At 54.6% G+C, this 20,658-nt stretch carries 17 protein-coding genes and 1 tRNA gene; 12 read left to right on the top strand and 6 right to left on the bottom strand.

The features are described from left to right. The 10 genes from GYN01_RS00320 to GYN01_RS00280 all read left to right on the top strand — a co-directional run bounded on the left by GYN01_RS00320 (position 1) and on the right by GYN01_RS00280 (position 10,368). On the top strand, positions 1-4,056 hold the full coding sequence (locus GYN01_RS00320; protein WP_203306399.1) for a transglycosylase SLT domain-containing protein: 4,056 nt from the start codon (positions 1-3) through the stop codon (positions 4,054-4,056). A 74-nt stretch (positions 4,057-4,130) separates the two neighbouring features. Then, the gene (locus GYN01_RS00315; protein WP_203306398.1) at positions 4,131-5,705 is read left to right on the top strand and encodes a phage tail fiber domain-containing protein; all 1,575 of its coding nucleotides are present in this window, start codon (positions 4,131-4,133) and stop codon (positions 5,703-5,705) included. A 14-nt stretch (positions 5,706-5,719) separates the two neighbouring features. Then, complete coding sequence (locus GYN01_RS00310) at positions 5,720-5,908, top strand: phage holin family protein (protein ID WP_203306397.1); 189 nt, start codon at positions 5,720-5,722, stop codon at positions 5,906-5,908. A 9-nt stretch (positions 5,909-5,917) separates the two neighbouring features. Beyond that, entirely contained in the window at positions 5,918-6,169 is a 252-nt protein-coding gene (locus GYN01_RS00305; protein WP_203306396.1) for a hypothetical protein, read from the top strand. 15 nt (positions 6,170-6,184) lie between these two features. Further along, positions 6,185-6,637: a lysis system spanin subunit gene (locus GYN01_RS22820; protein WP_203306395.1), complete on the top strand. Its 453-nt coding sequence runs from the start codon at positions 6,185-6,187 to the stop codon at positions 6,635-6,637. Positions 6,638-6,649: 12 nt separating this feature from the next. After that, a complete protein-coding gene (terL, locus tag GYN01_RS00295; protein ID WP_238936060.1) occupies positions 6,650-8,410 on the top strand; it encodes a phage terminase large subunit in 1,761 nt (586 codons plus the stop codon). A gap of 225 nt (positions 8,411-8,635) precedes the next feature. After that, positions 8,636-8,809: a gp19.5 family protein gene (locus tag GYN01_RS22590; RefSeq protein WP_420850348.1), complete on the top strand. Its 174-nt coding sequence runs from the start codon at positions 8,636-8,638 to the stop codon at positions 8,807-8,809. Positions 8,810-8,871: 62 nt separating this feature from the next. Beyond that, the gene (locus tag GYN01_RS00290; RefSeq protein WP_203306394.1) at positions 8,872-9,372 is read left to right on the top strand and encodes a hypothetical protein; all 501 of its coding nucleotides are present in this window, start codon (positions 8,872-8,874) and stop codon (positions 9,370-9,372) included. Positions 9,373-9,667: 295 nt separating this feature from the next. Beyond that, positions 9,668-10,225 (top strand): CDP-diacylglycerol--glycerol-3-phosphate 3-phosphatidyltransferase, encoded by a 558-nt coding sequence (pgsA, locus tag GYN01_RS00285; protein ID WP_048365490.1) that lies wholly within the window; start codon positions 9,668-9,670, stop codon positions 10,223-10,225. A gap of 67 nt (positions 10,226-10,292) precedes the next feature. Next, positions 10,293-10,368, top strand: a tRNA-Gly gene (locus tag GYN01_RS00280). A gap of 123 nt (positions 10,369-10,491) precedes the next feature. Here the strand turns inward: GYN01_RS00280 and GYN01_RS00275 are convergent. Genes GYN01_RS00275 through GYN01_RS00255 form a run of 5 tightly spaced genes read right to left on the bottom strand, consistent with a single transcriptional unit; the run spans position 10,492 to position 17,631 of the window. Further along, entirely contained in the window at positions 10,492-11,247 is a 756-nt protein-coding gene (locus tag GYN01_RS00275; protein WP_238936059.1) for a phage baseplate assembly protein V, read from the bottom strand. Between the two features lie 14 nt (positions 11,248-11,261). Next, entirely contained in the window at positions 11,262-13,451 is a 2,190-nt protein-coding gene (locus GYN01_RS00270; RefSeq protein ID WP_048403003.1) for a T6SS phospholipase effector Tle1-like catalytic domain-containing protein, read from the bottom strand. A gap of 20 nt (positions 13,452-13,471) precedes the next feature. After that, complete coding sequence (locus GYN01_RS00265; RefSeq protein WP_053221393.1) at positions 13,472-13,993, bottom strand: DUF3304 domain-containing protein; 522 nt, start codon at positions 13,991-13,993, stop codon at positions 13,472-13,474. A gap of 15 nt (positions 13,994-14,008) precedes the next feature. Further along, positions 14,009-14,851 (bottom strand): DUF4123 domain-containing protein, encoded by an 843-nt coding sequence (locus GYN01_RS00260; RefSeq protein WP_048403001.1) that lies wholly within the window; start codon positions 14,849-14,851, stop codon positions 14,009-14,011. 11 nt (positions 14,852-14,862) lie between these two features. Next, complete coding sequence (locus GYN01_RS00255; protein ID WP_203306393.1) at positions 14,863-17,631, bottom strand: type VI secretion system Vgr family protein; 2,769 nt, start codon at positions 17,629-17,631, stop codon at positions 14,863-14,865. Between the two features lie 166 nt (positions 17,632-17,797). On the opposite strand from GYN01_RS00255, the gene tssA reads away from it, so the two are divergent. Further along, entirely contained in the window at positions 17,798-18,871 is a 1,074-nt protein-coding gene (tssA, locus tag GYN01_RS00250; RefSeq protein WP_203306392.1) for a type VI secretion system protein TssA, read from the top strand. Positions 18,872-18,890: 19 nt separating this feature from the next. Here the strand turns inward: tssA and GYN01_RS00245 are convergent, their stop codons facing one another. Continuing rightward, a complete protein-coding gene (locus GYN01_RS00245; protein ID WP_203306391.1) occupies positions 18,891-19,553 on the bottom strand; it encodes a hypothetical protein in 663 nt (220 codons plus the stop codon). A 456-nt stretch (positions 19,554-20,009) separates the two neighbouring features. On the opposite strand from GYN01_RS00245, the gene GYN01_RS00240 reads away from it, so the two are divergent. Then, entirely contained in the window at positions 20,010-20,621 is a 612-nt protein-coding gene (locus GYN01_RS00240) for a M15 family metallopeptidase (protein WP_238936058.1), read from the top strand. Positions 20,622-20,658 lie beyond the last annotated feature (37 nt).

Raw genomic sequence — 20,658 nt, 5'->3', positions numbered from 1 at the left:
TTGAATAGCAAAGACGAATACACCCAGGTCCTGGCAAAAGGGACTCCGTTTGATTCCATGATTCGCCAAGAGGCAGACCGTGAGGGCGTGCCCTACGACTTCGCCCATAAGCTGATCTTCAATGAATCCCGGTTCAAGACCGAAGCGAAGAGCCCCACAGGTCCTCTCGGGTTGGGCCAGTTCACAGAGGCGACCGGGAAGGCATATGGTCTTATGAGTCCTGAGGACCGCATGGACCCACAGAAGGCAATCCCGGCTGTCATGCGCCACCTTAAGGACCTCAAAGGCGCCTATGGCGGTGACTTGCTGAAAACAGCCCTTGCGTATAACCAGGGGCAAGGTCGGCTCGGTTCCCCTCAGTTGGCCGCATTGGATCAAGGCGACTTCTCCAAGATCAGCCCGGAAGGTCAGACCTACATGCGCAATCTCTTGGACGTGTCCGGTGATAGCCCTTCGCGGAAATACTTTGATGCCCTGGAGGTGACCGACCCAGGCATTCACCCAAAGGCTAAGGCTGTATCCTTTGAGGACGCCACTCAGGGGACTACAGCCACCAACCCCATTCACGTAGGCCAGGACCTCCCAAGTCTTGGCGCAATGGGTCTTAAGGGTGGCGAAGCCCCAGTGACCCAGCCCGATTACCTGTCGATGGCGAAGCCAGAAAAGACGTTCTTCGAGGGGACGGGCGAGGCTACGAAAGCCTCTGTTATTACTTCCCCAATTCCCTCGATTCTGCGCTACGCAACACAGGACACCGTGGACCCGTTGGAGTGGGCGAACCCTACAGATACCTCTTCTTGGACTCGTGACGACTTCGAGATGATCCGCAAGGAGGGCGTAGACCCTCAATACTTCGGTTTCATCATGGATTACTCGAAGGGCAAACGGGCAAATCTCCCTCAGGCTATTGCGATGGCGAAGGAGAATGCTGGCTATGAGGCTCGAATCCGGGGGGCGGGTACAGGGGCTCAGATAGTCGGCGGGTTTGTATCAGCCGGTGTTGATCCAATGACCTACGCACCACTCCCAGGCGCTACAGGGGCCCGTTTGGTTTCCCGTTTGGCGCAAGGCGCTGTGTACGGTAGTGCGGGTGCTGTTGCGTCCGAAGGTCTCCGTGAGGCGGCTACTGGTATCGAGGGGCACTACGGGACCGCTTTGGTCGGTGGGGCTCTCTTTGGTGCCGGTGCTACAGCTCTGTTTGATCGGGCGGCACAGCGAGCCGTCAAGGCACCACGTGAGGAAGTCCCTGATGACCTCTTGGAGAAAACCTTGGCGATGCACGGAGAGTCGGCTTTACCTAACGAGCGGTTCGACCTACACCCTGAAATGGAGAGCTTTGATAACAACCCTTTTGCGAGCGCTGCGATTCGCCTGGAAGCACGTGAGACAGCCCGACAGACCGGCATGGATGACCCTTCGCGGTTCCCTTGGCAGGCTGGGGAAACGCCTGAGAACATCGGCGGGATTGAGGTAGTCCCACACCCAAGCGAGCCCGGCGCAGTTCGTCTGCAAGACGGTTCGATTCTTTCAGCCAACAACCCGTTAAACCCGATGACTATCCGTGATGCTGAACAGTTCATGGAAGAACCAGCGGAGAGAGCGGCCCGAGGGGTTTCGATGGGTGGCTTTACGGAGATTGGCTACACACTGTTGCGCTCCGAGAACCAGGCTGTGAGGGACATCGGCGGCCAGCTCTTCAGGTCTCCTACGGGGACCGTGAGCGGGTCTAATGGCAAGTTCGGGGCGACTGCTTCGGACATCATTGAACGTACAGCGTCCCAGGATCATGTCACGTACAACAAGATGTCTGAGCAGCTCTTGGAGGCCATTAAGGACCCTCAGTTTGCTACTCAGGCAGGGGGCCGACAGGCTCACATGGACATGGTGAACCGTCGTGTTGCTGAAGCCGTTGAGGACACCACAGGGGCTAAAGCGGCTCAACTAACCCAAGGTGAACGCAAGCTGATGGAAACCGTAAAGGGTCATTACGACCGTAAGGCGGATTACCTTGCAGCGCCTGCACAGTTCGGCAATCGGAATGCCAGAGCGATCCTCCCAGAGACTCGCCACGCTGGCTCATACATTCCCAACGTCTACTCGACGGCAGCCAAGGCACTTCACCTTCAGAAGTTCGGGGGCCAGGAAGGACTACAGCATGCAATCTCTGAATCCTGGCTCGCCAGCTATGCAGCAAGACCACACGTAAAGGCTCGGGTAGATAAGTTCCTGACGGATCAGGCAGCCCGTGAAGGTCGCGTGTTGGAACCGTCGGACCTGCAAGCCGCCGTAGAGGATTACGCCACACGTAAGGCTTTCGGTATCGCCAAGTCTGAGGACTTCGACGGTTCCACCCTTCTTTCCGTAGGTGACCACGGCAGCATTCCCGGGGAAATGGGATTGGCTTCTAACAACTTCCTCGAAGGGCGGCACCTATTTGATTCTGATATGTCCGTGCCTCTTTCGGATGGGACACAGTTCGCAGTCAATGACCTTCGGGAGTTTGACTTGGGCCGCATCACTCCGAGCTATGACCGCCGTGTTAACGGTGACATCGGAATTATGGGCGCCACTGGCCGAACCACGGGGGAATTGCTACACGACATCTCCCAGGTCAAAGCCCCCAGCAAGGTCGAGAGGGCAGCGCTTGAAGAGTCCCTAAAGATTCTCACAGGTCGGGCACGTCGTGACGCGGAAGGGGCCTTAGCCACCACTGCGCGGATCCTCTCGGACCTGGGCTTTGTCGCAAAGAATGCCTACATGGGTGTTCAGTCAATCTCGGAAGTGGCGGGCATGATCACGAAGGGGCATACACACATGCTCTTAAAGGGCGTCCCTTTGCTTCGTGAGATGACTCAGTGGGGCTCCAAGATCAGCGCTAAGGACTTGAAGGACATGCACTCAATGGTGTTCGGACGTGAGCTGGATAACCACCTTCGGCCAACTCGGACGGACATCGTTGAGCGCCTTCGGGACCAAGCTGATGTAAACCCGCTGATGGCAAACGTCGTGGGGACTGCTAAGTACGTCACACAGGAAGTATCGGCCCGTTCACCGTTCACGAAGTTCCTTACAGAGTCCTCTAACTACATCGCAGACGCGGGGCGGTCGGGTGTTCTGTCGGACCTTGTGGACCACGTTTTAGCTGGCCGTAAATCGGGCCTGTTTGAGCCCCAAAGGCTTCACTCGATGTCGATCAGTCCCGAGCAATTCGAGGGAATGAAGGCCGCTATTCGAGAACACATGACTGTCGACGGGAAGGGCAAGTACACCATCAAGGACCGTGCAGCTCTACAGCGCGACCCTCGGACAATGGACATGTGGCGGATGGGCGACAAGATTGCCCACGAGACCATCCTACGCCCACACGTTTTGTCTTCTGCCGATACCCAGGCTTACGGGGCAGGGGTCAAGATGGCTATGCAGTTCAAGAACTTTACGATGCGCTCCGTTAACTCTCGGTTGGTTCGGGGCTATCACGATGCTACGAAGAACGACCGGGCGATTGATCAGACTTTGCAAGCGGTTCTCTCCACGGGCCTTGCTGTGTCCACTTACGTAGGCATGAAGTACAGCCAAGCGTCGGGCATGCCAAAGGACCAGCGCGAGGGGTTCTTGAAGAGTTCCCTTGATCCCAAGATGCTGGCTTACGCGGGCTTGTCTCGTAGCTCTCACATTGGGGCACCACTGGGCTTGCTGAATATCGTTGCGGCTCCTTTCGGATTCGACCAGGGCGCCGCTGTGCGCTCTTCGATCCTTCCACGAGGGGTCAAGGAGAAACCTGAAGAGGGCGCAATGAAGTACAGCGCGACCCAGGACAAGCGATTCACCGGGTTTCTTGGCCGTGTCACTGAACAGGTCCCCGCCATGGGCGTCCTGGCGAACGGCTATCAGGCTGGCTACAACGCTTTTGGGGCCTTGGGCTCCGACTCCCGTAGGGCTGATCAAGAGTACATGACAGGCGTTTTCAATGGCCTGCGTGGGCTCGTGCCTAACGATCCAGTCACACAAAAGCTTTTGCTAATGATGATGGAGTCTCAAGGCGTCGAGATTCGATAAGTCCCAAAACTACTCACTATTAGAACCCGGCTCACACAGCGGGTTTTCTTTTGCCTATTACAAAGGAGGACTACATGGCCGCACCAAAGACAGTCCTTACGTATCCGCTCGACGGGTCCCGTAAAGACTTTGATATCCCTTTTGAATACCTCGCTCGTAAGTTCGTTGTGATCACCCTTGTAGGCGCCACTCGACGAGTTCTTATTGCGAACTCTGATTACCGCTTTGCAACGAAGAGAACCATTACGACCACCAAGGCCTGGGGTCCCGGTGACCTGTTCAATAGCATAGAGATTCGCCGGGTCACTTCGGCAACAGAACGACTTGTGGACTTTTCAGACGGTTCCGTCCTTCGGGCCTACGATTTAAACACCTCGCAGGTTCAATCTTTGCATATTGCTGAGGAAGCTCGGGACCTCACAGCGGATACTATCGGTGTGAACAATGACGGCGACTTAGATGCTCGCGGTCGGCGCATTGTAAATGTCGCAGATGGTCTGGGCGACGGGGATGCAGTAAACCTACGCCAACAAAAGGCGTGGGCAGGATCAGCGCTAAATCAAGCGAACCGGGCACAGCAAGAGGCCGACAGGGCTACTTCGCAAGCTAACTCTGCGACTTCTCAGGCAGGCATTGCCATTGCCCAAGCAGGAATAGCAAAAAGTGAAGCGGATCGCGCAACGACTCAAGCTAACTCTGCGACTTCTCAAGCAGGAATCGCGGTAGCGCAAGCGGTAATTGCGACTTCTCAGGCAAACTCTGCGACTTCTCAGGCAGGCATTGCTCAGAGTGAAGCCGACAGGGCAACCTCTCAGGCAAACTCTGCGACTTCTCAGGCAGGCATTGCTAAGAGTGAAGCCGACAGGGCGCGCACTGAAGCGGATAGAGCAAAAGTTGAGGCCGGGAAGTTAGGTAGCGCTAACCAATTTATGGGAACTCTTAGTCAGATTGATAACGCGTGGGTTTATTGGAAATATCCCTACGGCCTTGCAACATCACGTATGGCTACAGACAAGATCGTAGGTTATAGGAGCAATCTTGTAATTGATGCAGCCACTTCTTTCACAAGTTATATTAATGTCAATGCCGGTGGCTTTGTAACAGGTAACTGGCAAGCATCGGGGAATGTCGTAGCAGGCGGCTCAATATCATGTACAGACGCGTTAACCACTCAATCAACTCTAAATGCCCACGAAGTTTCTCTGTGGGAGAATGGTGCGCGGCAATCTCGGATAAGCACTAAAGGAAACATTGAATCCCCTTTATACCTCGGCGGCTCTACTTACGATGAACTGGTGCTACATCGTGCAGTTCTACAGTGGAAGAATGCGGGCGCGCGGTGGCGCATGCGTGAAAGGTTAGTTTTTGAAGGAACCTTCGCGGGAAACACTACAATCACGTTTAGGGAACGCATGGACATCTACGACACTGTTTGGGTCTCCGACAAATCTAACAGTACAAAACGCCTACCTTCCGTACTTGCGTTCCCGGCCGTAGGTGTAGAGTGGTTCTTATCCAACGCAGGAGCTTGGTACGCCGTAGTATGGATGGACGCAAATTATACGACCCTGAAAATGGTGGGCTGGTCAGGTTCCGCAACTGACATATTGCGGATCTATGTGTCTGAGCGATACACGCCTTTTATTTAAAGGAGCACTATAAATTGATCGAATTAAATTTCAACGAAGGTGTGCTTCGTGCCACTCCCGTTGTGGCGGCGGCTGGTGCTGATGTAGCAAGTCGCTTTGCTGGCTTAACGATGTCCGATTGGTTTTATGCAGCGGCCATCATCTACACACTGACTCAATGCGGCGTCTTGGTCTACAAGACCGTCAAGGGGGTTAAAACATAGGAGGCTCTAATGTCCGAAAATCCACTTGAACAACTACTTGAAGCTATCGACACCGAAAAAGCTCGCTACATGCTTGCCGACCTTCGCAATGAAGAGAAGCGCACCCCGCAACTCTATAACGCCATCGAGAAACTGTTAGAGCGTCACAAGTTTACTATTCAGAAGTTGAAGCCTGATGCGTCCCTATTGGGCGACTTAGCGTCTTCGCTGGATTCCGTGCGTGACCTTTCTGATGATGAACTTTACGGAATTACGCATTAAGTAATAAGGAGACCCATGGGAACAATCACCAAGATCATCTTGGGGCTTGCCTGTGCCTGTCTGTTGGTCCTTGGGATTTATTCCAAGGGCTGGCATGATCGGGACCTTAAAGCATCCAACGATAAGGCTCAGGAGCTTGTAAAGCTCAACAGTGAACGGGAGGAAGAACGTGCAGCAACTCAAAAGGCTCTTAACGAAGTCTCGAAGAATTGGCAGGACTACAGCGCAAACAGTAAGGCTGTGGCTAACCGTACTATTGATAGGCTGCGCGCTGACGGTATCAGGCTGTCAGTCCAGCTCGCAGATTCAACCGTCTGCAACGTCACAGGTAGTTGTGGACCAATCAGCAATGGTAAAGCCGAGTTACACCCAGACACTTCTCGATTTCTTATCGAGCAAGCCCAGCGCGCAGACGAACAAGTAACCGCGCTTCAACAAATTGTAAGGAGATTACAAGGAGAGAAATAATAGGGAGGGCAATTGAATCAATCAGAAAAAGACATAGCGTTAATGAAAAGGTCCTTTGTGGCCTTTCTTTTTGTCCTGTGGGCAGCCCTTAACTTACCGAAGCCAACGAGATGTCAGATAGACATGGCTCGGGTACTTTCCTCCGGGAAAGATAAACGGTTCATCCTTCAGGCATTCCGAGGTATCGGCAAGAGCTTTATTACGTGCGCCTTTGTGGTGTGGAAGCTCTGGAATAACCCAGACCTAAAGTTCCTCATTGTGTCGGCCTCGAAAGAACGGGCGGATGCAAACAGCATCTTTATTAAACGGATCATTGATCTACTTCCGTTTCTGCACCACCTGAAGCCAACCGCGAAGCAACGTGATAGCTCTCTAAGTTTCGACGTTGGACCGGCTAAGCCTGACCACTCGCCGTCTGTGAAGTCGGTTGGTATTACTGGGCAGCTTACGGGCTCCCGTGCAGACATCCTTATTGCGGATGACGTTGAGGTCCCAGGTAACAGCGCCACTCAGGCAGCTCGTGAAGCCCTGGCAACACTCGTTCAAGAGTTCGACGCGATCCTAAAGCCGCTGCCTGGGTCTCAGATTATTTACCTGGGCACGCCACAAACCGAGATGACCCTTTACAGGTCGCTCGAAGATAAAGGCTACGTGACAACCATCTGGCCAGCTCGGTATCCCAAGGACCACAAGGACCTTGAGAGCTACGCGCATGGTGGTGGGAGTCGACTGGCGCCGATGCTTCTCCGAGAGCTTCAAGAGGATGACTCGCTTTACTGGAAGCCTACTGACCCTGTTCGGTTCGACGATACGGACCTGCGGGAACGTGAACTGTCCTACGGTAAAGGCGGCTTCGCGCTTCAGTTCATGCTTAACCCGAACCTTAGCGACGCCGAGAAGTACCCGCTTAAGCTTCGTGACTTCATCGTGGGGCTGTTCTCCTTAGACACTGCACCAACAACCCTTCAGTGGTTGCCCAACACCAACAACGAGGCCAAGGGCGTTCCTAACGTGGGCCTTAAGGGTGACCGCTTCCATCGCTACGAATCAGCCGGGGCCGCTACTGCTGCTTACGGAGCAAAGATACTGGCGATTGACCCAAGCGGGCGGGGCAAGGACGAAACAGGCTACGCAGTCCTCTACATGCTCAACGGCTATATCTACCTGATTGACTGGGGCGGTTTCCGTGGTGGCTACGATGACAAGACCTTGCAGGCCCTTGCCGACATCGGGAAGAAGTACAAGGTTAACGAAGTGGTCATTGAGGGCAACTTTGGTGACGGGATGTACGTGAAGTTGTTCAGCCCTGTGATGACCAGGACGCACCGCTGCGCCATTACTGAGGTGAAGTCTAAGGGCCAGAAAGAACTACGCATCTGCGATGTGCTGGAGCCTGTATTGGGCAGCCACCGGCTTTGTGTCCATGAGTCTGTCATTGAGAAGGACTACCAATCGGCTCTAAACGTCGACGGGACCACGGACGTTAAGTACAGCGGCTTCTACCAGCTCACTCGCATCACAAAGGAGCGGGGCTCGCTGCTGCATGATGACCGCTTGGATGCCCTGGCGATTGGCGTTCAGTTCTTCACAGAGGCCATGGAGAAGGATTCGGAGGTTGGGGCCCAAGAGATGCTCGCGGATTTCCTTGAGGAACAAATGGAGAACCCCTTGCACGGCTACGAGTCGGCCATGAGCTTGACCGTAGGCGGGGACATAACGATGTCCTGGGAGGATGACGTGGGCTCTGGGAGCTTCATGGAGTGGGGCAGGTAACAGCTACAAACACGAGGGGTCCTTAACGGACCCCTTAATTTCACTGTTTGGTTACTTTTTGTACACCTCTGGAGCCCTTACAGGCCGGGGCCTCCAAAAGAACTCACTATTAGGATAGGGGGCCTAAAGATATCCCCTTAAAGACCATCTCAAAGACCCAGAGAGGGTTGGTGATTATGCTGATAAGCATCACCTCCCACGGCAGACACAAAGGAGTAAACAGGAATGAAGGATGTAATGAGCGCCGCATGGCCGTCCCTTCGAGTCCTGCTGACGCACCGTGTCACCTACCGATTTCTTGCTTTACTCCTTGTGTCTCTCGGAGTTGTTCAAGGTGGTCCACTTGTCGAAACCTTTGGGGATGTCGTCTGTGTTCTACTTGGTGGCTGTGACGGGTGACCTTAGCGGGATTCTCGTAGGGCATTTGATGGGTCCCTTAAAGGAAGCAGGGCAGAAGAGGCATGAATCCAAGCACGATTGAGAACTACTATTTCCACCGCATGTACTCCATTGACCTGGACACGGCGCTTCACACTTTGCAGACACTCAAGCGCTACAAGCGGTTGGACGTCCGTTATGCCTTGCTGCGGGACCTTACGGTTTCTTATGCGCGGCCTTTCTCCGTGAATAAAGGCAAGCTCGCTAAGCACACTCTTGGGGTCAAAAAGTACGTCCCGAAGGAAATGGTGCCGCTCCATGAGGAACTGGTACGCCTGCGCATGCAGCAGTTCGCACATACGGACCTTAACTATTACAACCCGAAGGCTTCGTCGTTGGGGGCTGGGCCGTTAGGGATGATGTTCAGGGGCTTTGATTACGCCGCACTATTGGCGAAGCTACCGGAAATAGAAGCGCTTATTTGGGCCGTCGAGGGGAGCGTTCACGCGCGCATAGTGGAATATGAGAGTGATCAGGGTCTATTGGAAGGGCTGCGCGCCCCGAACCCTGCGGTGCATCTATGATTCAATGCGGTCAATGAGAATCTGACAGAAAAATCTGAATGACCACCTCAATAGGGGTCAGCCCGCAGTTCCCCCCATGGGGCCTCGCCTGGGGTCCTTATCGCGCACATGGGCGCCTCTGTAGGCCGGTCCTTTCTGGTATCGTTACGGCCTGTCTCCCTGATTCCCGAGTGTTAGACTTGGGTTATAACACCGTTAGACATTCGTTCGATTATGCTCGTATCATGGCTGTGCCACGCCTCTTGTGCCTGCATAGCGAGTAGAATGCCACCTCACCTCGTAGCCAGTTGTGCCGATGAATATCCCTAATTTGATCACCGTACTACGCGTTCTTCTGATTCCTATCTTCATCCTGTTGTTCTACCTCCCCTACAGCTGGAGCTATGTTGCCTCCAGTTCTGTCTTTGCATTTGCGGCGGCAACGGATTGGCTGGACGGGTATCTGGCCCGGCGATTGGAGCAAAGTACCCCCTTTGGTGCCTTCCTTGACCCGGTGGCAGACAAATTGATGGTGGCTGTTGCCCTGGTGTTGTTGGTGCAAGAGCACCATAACGTCTGGCTGACCTTGCCGGCCGCCGTAATCATTGGTCGTGAGATTGTGATTTCTGCTCTGCGCGAGTGGATGGCCGAGTTGGGCGCGCGAGCACAAGTTGCCGTATCCAACATGGGCAAATGGAAAACCGCCGCACAGATGCTGGCACTCGTGATTTTGCTCGCTAACCCCTCAGATTTCAGCTTTTGGGTGGTTGTCGGATATGGCCTGTTGTTGGTCGCTGCCGGGTTGACGTTGTGGTCGATGCTCCAATATTTGCGGGCTGCCTGGCCACATTTGAAAACCACTTCAGGAAAATAAAATAAAACTTATTGAATCAAGGGGTTGACGCATTCTTTTAAAACTATAGAATGCGCACCACCAAGACGCGGGAATAGCTCAGTTGGTAGAGCACGACCTTGCCAAGGTCGGGGTCGCGAGTTCGAGTCTCGTTTCCCGCTCCATATATCGATCTACAGAGTTCCACGGAAGTCTGTAAGTCATTGAAAATAGACGCTTCGGCGTCTTTTTTCGTTCCAGTGCAATCCATCGAAAACCAGTGTATCCGGACTTTTTTAGTCCAGAAATTAGTCCATGAAATCCGGGTGGTCGCGGTGCGGTTTTTTGCTGGAGAGGAGCGTTTGAGGTAACGAGCATCTATCCCTGAATCCTCTATCAGGAGCTCGTACTATGACGTTCTCAGATGCAACGGTTCGCTGGTCACTGTCGTCGAACACCAATTGGTTATGGCCATTGCCGTCAAAGCCCAGGGTTTTGAACCCGGACAACGCCGCCGCATTGCGATGCAAATTGTCGCCTGCACCGCCACCGTGCCAGGCCGGGCTGTTGCCACCGGCGAGATTGGCTTCGGCGCTGGGGCGCTGATCGCTGGCATTTTCATACACTGACAGTTTGCTCTCGCCAGGGGCGCCACCCGGCGTCGGGGGAACACCGCCTTCGCCGCGGCCATTGTATAGCGCCTTGGAAATGATCGGCCGGTCGATGTCGCCGTTGACGAAATGCACCAGGACTTCCTGGCCAATGCGCGGCAGAAATTGAGCGCCGAAGCCTTTGCCAGCGAAGGCTTGGCCGACGCGGATCCAGCAGGCACCGCTGTCGTTTTCGGCCTGCCAATGAAAGTGCCCCCTGACGCGACCCAATGCATCGCAGTGCACAGGCCCGCTGCTGCCTGGCGTGGTTTCACCTTCGGGGCCAACGACCAAGGCTGTCTGCGGCCCATGAGCGGTCGGGCGTGGATTCAGGCGTTGGCCTGTGCCGTCCACGAGGGTAGGGCGCCAACGCTGGGTGTGCAGCCCTGTAAGATGCGGATTTTCTGTGCTCATCTTCAGCGAAGCAATTATCGCCACGGTTGCCTGTTTATAATCCGCCTTACCGTCTTTCCAGCTTCCTCTATCACCGTATCAGCTACCTCTTGGGCCGTATCCGCCGCCGCGTCAACGACTCGTTTGCGCGTGCCATCAATAGCTTCGTTTGTGGCTTTTTTCGCTGTATTCCAGGTCCGTTGGGCCTTCTCGGTCAGCGTGTCTTGTGGGGAGTAATAAGTCCTCCAGCGCAGGTATCCCCATATGGAACTGGTTTCTCGTCCGTCTGGCTCAACGGGCAAACTACCGTCCTTGAGATAACGATCAAGGTCAATTCTATCCAGCCCCCATATTGGGGAGGGGGCAACATCACCTGACCCCCCTTCCTCGTAGGGGGCGTACCGTTTGATAGCGGCCTTGGTGTCGCGCTGGAATTCGGCTTGATACTGCCGGTAGGCTGCCTCCTGCTGCATAAGCTTTTTCATGCGAATGGTTTGATTATGTTTCCACACATCCTCACTGGGGGCGCCGAGGGGTTTGAACCAGGCACGCGAATCATGTACGTAGTCGTCGAACAGGCGGATGATCTCCGGCTTCAGCGCCTTTTCATGTTCCCAGTACGGTTTTACTTCGCGCCATTGCCGGACTTTCTCACCCCATATCGCTCGTTCTATTTCACTAGAAAGCGCGCTGGCAGGCACCGATTGCAATAGAGTTCGGGCCATCCAACCATCAGAGTAGACAAGCTCATTTTCCCGCTCGCGTAATACCACCGCTTCGCGGCGTAGCTCATCATTGGCTCGCTGCAAGTCTTCAGCGTCTTGCCGGTTGTTGATCCTTGCGCGAGCAAAAAACGGTTGTTGCTCCAGAGCGTTAGAGTTGTTGGTGATGCGAAGACGACGCCAGCGAAGATAGAGTCCGTATTGAATAGTGGCAGCTTGGGTCGTACTAGCGTTGCTGGGCGTCATGGCAGTGACGATAGCAACGTAATCATTGAAGGATTGACGAAGTGCTGGACTGATCGTGAATGCGTTTTTGATTCTAGGTGCAAGACGCGGATTGTTTATATTTAAAGGCACGCCAGCCGCAACCGCACTGCGATACATTTTTGCAAGCGGTACTTGAGATAGTTTGCTGCCATCGTCAGGCATATCATTGGTGCTGCATCCACGGCCTTGATCGCCTGGTGGATAGCCTCCTCCGATATCCGAATGCACGCCTGGGTATACCAGCTCAATACAGTTAGGATGATCGCCCACTATATCTAGCGGGAAGGAACCACGAACCTCGTGGCCTGAAACAAGGTGAACAACTCTTTTGATTTCCTTGGGCACACGTAGAAAACGTTCCTGTCCCCAGCCACCATGCCCCTCGAATAGCAAGGTGCTTTGCGCAACTCCTACCGAAGCGACGGTGTCAAAAATACCCAAAAAGTCAATGCTGACCGGCACACCAGCCAACGTTCTGTTTTTGTCCAGTGCATCGGTCAACCAGTTGCAAAATACACGAGCTTGCGCTGCTCCTCGGGAGAACCCGAATACCGAGAGTCGAATGCTGACTAGCTTTGGTTTAACGCTGGCGATCTGGCTGGATAGTTTTTGGGTGAGATCATTGTGTCTGGACTGTAAAAGTTTTCGTCGCTCAGTATGTCGCGGCTCGAAATAGGCAGTGTCAAGAATTTTGCCAATGGTGGGTATGGTGCTAGCGTTTTTCAGCTGCTCTACGTCCGTATTACCAGCTGCTATTAGGTCGGCCTGGGGTAGGTTAATATCAGTTGAAATACGTTTGACCAGTTCTATATCTTCAAGCCCGTTAACTTCACTCAGCGTTTTATTGGTAAAGAAATAATGAACTTGGTTGGATAGTTGCAATAATGCCCAGTTGATTCTCGCTTCGCCTCCCCAGCCAGCCCCAAGGCCTGCGCGTGCATGGTAACCCCTTCCGGTATCGCCTGTTTCTTTCGGTAAGGGAGTACCAACACCAGGAACGTAGATTTTCACAGTGTTCTTCGTTACTTCGAATACGTCAAATAACCGAGCAACGTTGCTGTGGGCCAGCTTTGGCGTATCGCGATCTTTGTTATTATTGGTTCCATCGAAAAAGAACCCGAGGTGCAGGTTAGTGCAGCAATCCATGTTGCTGCTAAGGTTCTGGTTCGATAAAAATTGCGCTTGTTCGGCTAATGTCAGTGCGCTTGGATCATTGTTTAGTTTTTCTAGCTGCATGTTCTGATCCCTCAGCAGTTTTAATCAAAGAATTTTTCTTTGCAAATTGGGTTGGCTTTGCAAAGGGTCTCTGGACGCTGCAAGCCTTCCGGAAATTCAGGATGCCCTGGACCCATGCTGCTAGGGAAAACTTTGATTTCTTGGTTGGGGAAAAAAGCAACGAATAGAATACTCGGATAGTTGCCGGTGTAGGGCGAGACGGGCACCACTGCACTGTGTAACGCGTTTCGATCTTTCTGATAGAGAGTATCGTCTTGCCAGTCGACCCTTACAGTTAGTCCTGGGCGCCACTTTCTCGGTAAACTTGCGCTGCCTGCAAAAGAGTTGCCTCCACCATGAATCAGCATCCCGCCAGCCCAATTGTCATTGACATACACCACACCGAGAGGTTGATCCGTGTAGTTGAGGATAGAAACAGACAAGCCGATTTCTGAATCTTGCTGTGAGGGCTCTTTCTTGAATACGACGAGCGCCAATACAGCGAACAACAGCGCGGCAGCGGTGGTCGACCACCTCAATAGCGTAAAATTTTCTTTCATCATTGAGTTATCACCGTCCTATTCTTGAGCTTGTGAAAGCAAACCATTGCGGCAAAGCGACTCAAGTATCTGGCGAAACACAACAGCGTCATGTACTTGCTCTGAGTCGTGACTGTCTAATACTTCCTGAATACATCTGTGTGCGGCTGAAGGACGGCCTGACAGTCGCCCAAATATCTCTGCGTTTTTTCGCAGGCAGAACAGCAAACCGTCGGCACGCGCACCGTTTTCCATCAGTTGTATCTGTCGGCTATCGAATTGATAAGGTTTGATTGGTGGACTGTTATCACTTACCGCTCTGCATCCTTGGACGTAGCGGAGCTCTCCGTCTCGACGCCAATACCACCATTGCAGGCCGTCGAATAGCAGTCGTTCACGTTGTGGTTGGGTAAGTGTTTTCAGCAATAGGTCCAGTGCACGCGTGTCGGCGAAGCGAAGTAAAAAACCTCTACCTTGGATGTCTTTTGCTTCCAGTTGAGTGTGCAGATGTTCGAGTAGTGGGGTTTTCTCGGCTGACAGGAAGCTGAGCATCGGTTTCCCGTTGCTGGCACGCATCAGGTAGGTGATGAGTTCAAGGCGCTCCTGCGGGATGTCCGGTATTTCTACCAAGCAGGGACTCAAGGCAGCCAGGTCAGTTCCTGTGTATAGGTCCTTGAACAAAGACTGTTGAGCCAAGTGCGGAAAACGGTGCTTTAGCCCAGCACTCAAAGTAGTGTCGAACGCTCGATCAATAAGCGCGTACACATCACTGATTGGTAAGGCGGTGATTAATGCTTGCAGTGCCCCAGTAGGGTAGGCGTCTATCCAATGCGAAAAGCTGCTTGAACGCGTAGATGTTTGGATCAGGTCAGGTAATGACATGCTGAGCACTCTTAGGCATTTTTGTTGGCGAGCGGGTTTCCGGCTTCCATTGCCTTAAGCAGGCATTCCGCGCAGATGCCTTGTGGGAACTGCGGCATTGCGAAACCTTCTTGTATCGGGCCGGAGAACGACTTTTTGCCAGCATGCACCTTGATCGTGCCCGGACAAGCGAAGGTAATATTGCCGCCCTCCATCGTCAGGCTGGCACCGCCATCCACGGCCAAGTGCAGAGTCGTCCCCGCAGCCATTTCCGCTTCTGCATTGATGGAGATGATCTTCAGTTCGCCTTGGGCACTAAGGTTGATATCACTTTGTTGCGCCTGCACATCCACCGGCCCGGCGCTGGCGATCATCGCCAGCCCAATGCCCTCAGCCTTCTGCGCGCCGGCGAGATAGCCGATGGCTTGGCCGCTGTGCAGGCGCAGGGTATTGCCGGTGGCCATATGGGTGTCGTAACCGCTACCGAGGGTGAGGGTTTCTCCGGCTGTCCATTGCAGGGATTGACCCGCGATCTTGGCGATGCTGTCGCGGGCACTCAGGGTCAGTAGAGCGTCACCGCTGTGGGGAATAGCGTGATGGGGTTCACGTTGTGGGGCTTCACCGGCGGCCTTGGCCAGTTGCTCATTGGTCACCGTGGTATTCAGGCTGGTGTGCAGGGCATGGAGCGGCGACTGGTCGTCAATCAACAGGCTTTGATTGGCTTTCTGTACCCCGCGATGCGCGGCCAGCGGTACTGTTTGATGGATCTTCGCGGCCAGGTCAAAACGTTCGGCCAGGTCGCGTTGCTGTTGCAGCAAGGCCTGTGCGGCGACGGCATCGCCGGCGGGTGTTTGCGGGTCGATGGCGTATGTGCTGAACAGCAGGCCTTTGGTCGCGCGAATCGAGCCGTAGGCATCGGTGCGCAGTTCAAACCCTAGGCCACGAAAGCTCCCCCGGTAGTTGCCCGCCTGGTGAATCAGGTGGCCTAGGTTGAGCTGGGTATGCGCTTGGGTGGTCGCCATCTGCACACGGCCTTGCTGGTCACTGTCGTCGAACACCAGTTGGTTATGGCCATTGCCGTCAAAGCCCTGGGTTTTGAACCCGGACAACGCCGCCGCATTGCGATGCAAATTGTCGCCTGCACCGCCACCGTGCCAGGCCGGGCTGTTGCCACCGGCGAGATTGGCTTCGGCGCTGGGGCGCTGATCGCCGGCTTTTTCATACACTGACAGTTTGCTCTCGCCAGGGGCGCCACCCGGCGTCGGGGGAACACCGCCTTCGCCGCGGCCATTGTATAGCGCCTTGGAAATGATCGGCCGGTCGATGTCGCCGTTGACGAAATGCACCAGGACTTCCTGGCCAATGCGCGGCAGAAATTGAGCGCCGAAGCCTTTACCCGCGAACGCTTGGCCGACACGGATCCAGCAGGCACCGCTGTCGTTTTTGGCCTGCCAATGAAAGCGCACCCTGACGCGACCCAATGCATCGCAGTGCACAGGCCCGCTGCTGCCTGGCGTGGTTTCACCTTCGGGGCCAACGACCAAGGCTGTCTGCGGCCCATGAGCGGTCGGGCGTGGATTCAGGCGTTGGCCTGTGCCGTCCACGAGGGTAGGGCGCCAACGTTGGGTGTGCAGTACCGCGCGAAATTGCTGTGCGAAGCCACTGCGGTCTGCTTCACGGAGCACTTCTGCGTCGAACGTTTCCAGGCGCAGCAATGCTGCGGTATCAGCATCCAGCTCAGGCATCCCTAATTTCAGATTATTGATACCGTAGCTGCGTACTTCGGTGAACAGAAAATCCTGCATGTCACGCATATGCTCGGCAGCGGCCCAGGGCGTCTCACCGAGATGGAACCGTGTACCGGTCCGGGCGCTGCGCACGGTACCTCGGCCCTGCCAAGACGCTTGTTCAGTGTGCATCGCTTCGATGTGCAATCGAGTGTAATGCTCGGCTTCGTTGAGAGTGGCGAAGGCGTAGTCGCCCACCGGGTCGTAGCTTTCCAGACCTTCGCGTTCCGGGCCGATGGGGCGCGAGGCGCTGATGGCTTGGCGACTTTTATAGTCGGAGCTCAATAGCGTGACGCGGTGGCTGCCCAATTGATGGACGCGGCCCATGAACTGAATGGTGTCCTGTTCTTCTGTCGCATCGGCGCGGTGAAAGCGTAAGCCGGTGGCACCAGTAGAAGTCGGGTCCTCAGGCAACATGGGGCTGTCACCGAAGATGACCAGGCGGTGTCCGGATGGGCTCAGTTCATCTTCGACGAAGCAGTAGCCCAAGCCTTCCTCGGCCAGCAGTCGCTGCACGAAGTCAAAGTCGCTCTCGCGGTACTGCACGCAATAGCTACGGGGGCGCACCGCGCTGAGCAGTTGCACGGCGTCGCTGGTGAAGCGCCAGCTGGCGTAGTCCGTATACCCTGTGAATACCTGGTTGATGATCTCCTGCACGGTCTTGTCTTGGAACACCCTTGAGCGAAAGCTCTGGGTCAGGATCCACAGCCAAGGCACCAGTTGCACATGGTAGCGGGTCAGCGCGCCGTAGCTGCCGGTGCGCCGCGCCACATTGACCAGCCCGCTGCGCCGGCACTGATGGCCATCCGCCAGGGTGGTCAGCAGTGTGAGCTTTTGGCCGAGGAGGGTGTTGAGCGGCAACGTGTGGTCGCTGGTCAAGGCCAGTACATCCCAACGGTAAAGGTCTGACAGCAGTTCATAACCGGACCAACGCTCTACATGAAGTTGGTCTAGTGTTGATTCAAACGAGTGCAGGCGTGTGTGACTGATAATGATCGGTGCAGTTGTGCTCATCGGCATTGAAATCCATGTCGTACGCTTTCCCCTGCTGCTAAACGAAAGTTTTAGGCGCAGGCTTGTCTGGCGGAAAAAACACAGTGATGATTATCTGGCTTAGTTTCTGACTGGGCGTAGTGTAATCACTTACATCAGAATATTGCATCACTGGCAGGGGGTTTTAGTGTCTGATCTTGAAATTTTGTTGCGCTCTATAAATGGCTTACACGGAAAGGGAAAAGATCTTACATATTCGTCTGAGTTTGATGAAATACAAAAACTCCGGGAGTTTGATGATCCAACATTAGAGCAAGGTGAGTGGGTTGCCGATCTTAAAGTCGCCAATTGGCCGGAAGTAGTTAAACGGTGTTCGAAACTGTTACGAGAGGACAGTAAAGACCTGCGTGTTGCAGGATGGCTGACGGAGGGTTGGGTCTACACCCAGGGATTCTCAGGGTTGGCCCAAGGCTACAGCTTGATTGCAGGGTTGGTTGAGCAGTACTGGGACGACTTGTTTCCCGCCATTGAGGACGGAGACGATGTTGAGCAGCGGGTTGGTTGTTTGGCGTGGGTGCTCAAGCAGAGCTTGCGCTGGGTGTCCTCAATTTCTGTGGTGGATGATGGCGTGCGGCCGTACACGCTCTCTGACTATGCCGTGGCGCATCAGCGATCTGGCTGTGCTCGTCTTGGGGATTCCGAGCATGTAACGCTGGAGCAATTGGAGCGTGCCAGGGCTGCAACGCCGGTAGAGTTTTATCAGCACCAGTGGCTTGCGGTTCAGGAGGCAGTCGTTGCGCTAAGTCGTCTGGAGCATCAGGCAGAGGTGCGTCTAGGCGATCGGACGCCCAGGTTTGCTGCAATCCGAGAGACGTTGGACTCCGCTTGCAGCAGTATTCAGCGGTTTGCCAAAGAAGCGGGTGTGGATGTGCGTGGAGGGGAAGAGTCGAAAGTTCCAGTGCTTGAGCAGCACTCCAGTCACTTGCCTCCTCCTCCCGCTGCGCCATCAGTAACTGATGCTCAGGTTGTGGTGTCAGGCATTTCTTCGCGCGTGGAGGCGCTGAATCGGCTGCGCGAGGTGGCAAATTACTTTCGTCAGGCTGAGCCCCACAGTCCGGTGGCTTACATGGCAAACCAAGCGGCCGAATGGGGGGAGATGCCCTTGCATGAGTGGCTCAAGGTGGTGCTGAAGGATGACGCCGCACTGGCTCGTCTGGAGCATGTACTGGGTGTGGCCAAGGCTGTCGAAAGTGGCGGCTGACCTCTGGGTTTACTGGTGGTCAAGGCGAGGGGCACAAGCTCACCGAGCCCGAAAGGTCGGCGCAAATACGCTGACGACAGTCAATGCCCGCTTCGGTGTTGGCTGCCGGGCAGGCTTTGATACGTTCTTGCAAGGCTTTGCGAGTAGGTGGGGGGAGCTCGTTGTCCGGGCTTTCGATATAGCTCATCAGAGCAATCAGCACGTCTACATCGCTGGCGCGAGGTGAGGATGCTGTGCTGTTTGCTGAGCGTGAGGCAGGGGTTGTGTAGTAAGGTTTTGCGGCTTGGGTAGGTGGTGTTTTGTTGGGGGGTGGGCTGGCGCGGGTGGTGCTGATGAGGTTCGTGGGCTGCTCCGTAGGGGCTTCGTTAAAAATCTGGGCGGACTCACTGATCATTGGCGGTGGCGTTTGCTCACTCATGGACGGCGAATGGTCGGGGGCATCTGTGCTGCTGACGGTGTAAGCCTCTGCGGGGTTTTCAGCCACTTGAGGCGCCGAATCGAACACCCAGGCCACGCCGGTTGCGAGTGTCAGCGCGATGATGCTCAGCCAAATGTACAGAGTCTTTTTTGAGCGGGTGCTGGACTGGCCTGCATTGTTAATCGGGCGAATATTGGGAGTGCTGCCTTCTTGAGCATCCGCTAGCAAGCTGGGCGCTTTTGAATGTGCGTTACTTGATGTCACGGCGTCGATTCCGGTATTTGGCGGCTGTTTCGCCAGTGAGGTGGTGTGCGCTTATTTGCGGGCTGGCAAGTTTGAGTGGCGCAAAATGTTGCCAGGGATTTAGGCGCAGCTCTATTTAATTTTCAATGCTGTCATTTTGATAGTTCGTCATATTGGCGTCGCCGTTTGACGCTGGCTCTATATTTTTATTCGAGGCGGGTTGTATACTTCATGCTATTGCTCGTAGTTTTTTGTTCGACCGCAAGTGCGATTGGCTACTTGTGGTTTTTGTTGTTTCCTGAAAGCGTATCGGCATATTTAAACTCGATAGGTCGACTCCTGAAGCGCTGTAGGAAGTTTCTCTTTGCTAGGTTGGAAAGTTCTGCTTCTGTTTCGGGTAGTAGTGTTGTTCGCCTTGGATTTAATTGTAGGCGCTGGTTATTGCCAATAGTTCATTACCAACGGCTCCTTTGGCTAATGCTTCTCTTGCTGCTGTTGCCGCCCGCATTGGTTTTCAACTTGCGTGGGACGGTGGAGCTCGAAGGGTATGGCAGCGATGTTCATCGTGGAGAGGCGCCAAGCTTGATTGCAGAGCTGTTGCGTGGTGAGCGTTTGGTGCCGCCTCGCGCGTTGCCGCCGCAGGTGTTCACCTCCCGAGAGGTAGAGCGAATTCGACCCCGTACCGGCGCGGCAGACAGGTCATGGGACAAGATGGATGCCGACTTCGTCCAGCGACTACTGGTGGTTTACAAGGTGATGTTGGAGCGCCATGGGTACGAAATGGTGTTGCTAGAGGGCTATCGCAGCCCGGAACGGCAAGACGTTCTTGGCCTCTTGCCAGGAACGACCAATGCCAAGGCCTGGCAGAGCTACCACCAATACGGTCTGGCGGCGGACAGTGCGTTTTTGCGAGAGGGGAAGTTGGTGATTACCGAGAAAGACCCTTGGGCAATGCGCGGATACGAGTTGTACGGGCAGGTGGCTGAAGAGCTGGGTTTAACCTGGGGAGGCCGCTGGAAACTGATGGATTTCGGGCATGTGGAACTGCGCACTGCCGGCCGTGGGCCGTCGGCCAGATCCACGCCTTAACCCTGAGCTGATGCAGTGCTTGGGCCTACATGGAGAG

The sequence above is a fragment of the Pseudomonas weihenstephanensis genome (genome assembly GCF_016812185.1).
In the GTDB taxonomy this organism is placed as follows: domain Bacteria; phylum Pseudomonadota; class Gammaproteobacteria; order Pseudomonadales; family Pseudomonadaceae; genus Aquipseudomonas; species Aquipseudomonas weihenstephanensis.
The sequence above is the reverse complement of the archived record's forward strand: the minus strand, read 5'-3'. Positions and strand labels throughout refer to the sequence as shown.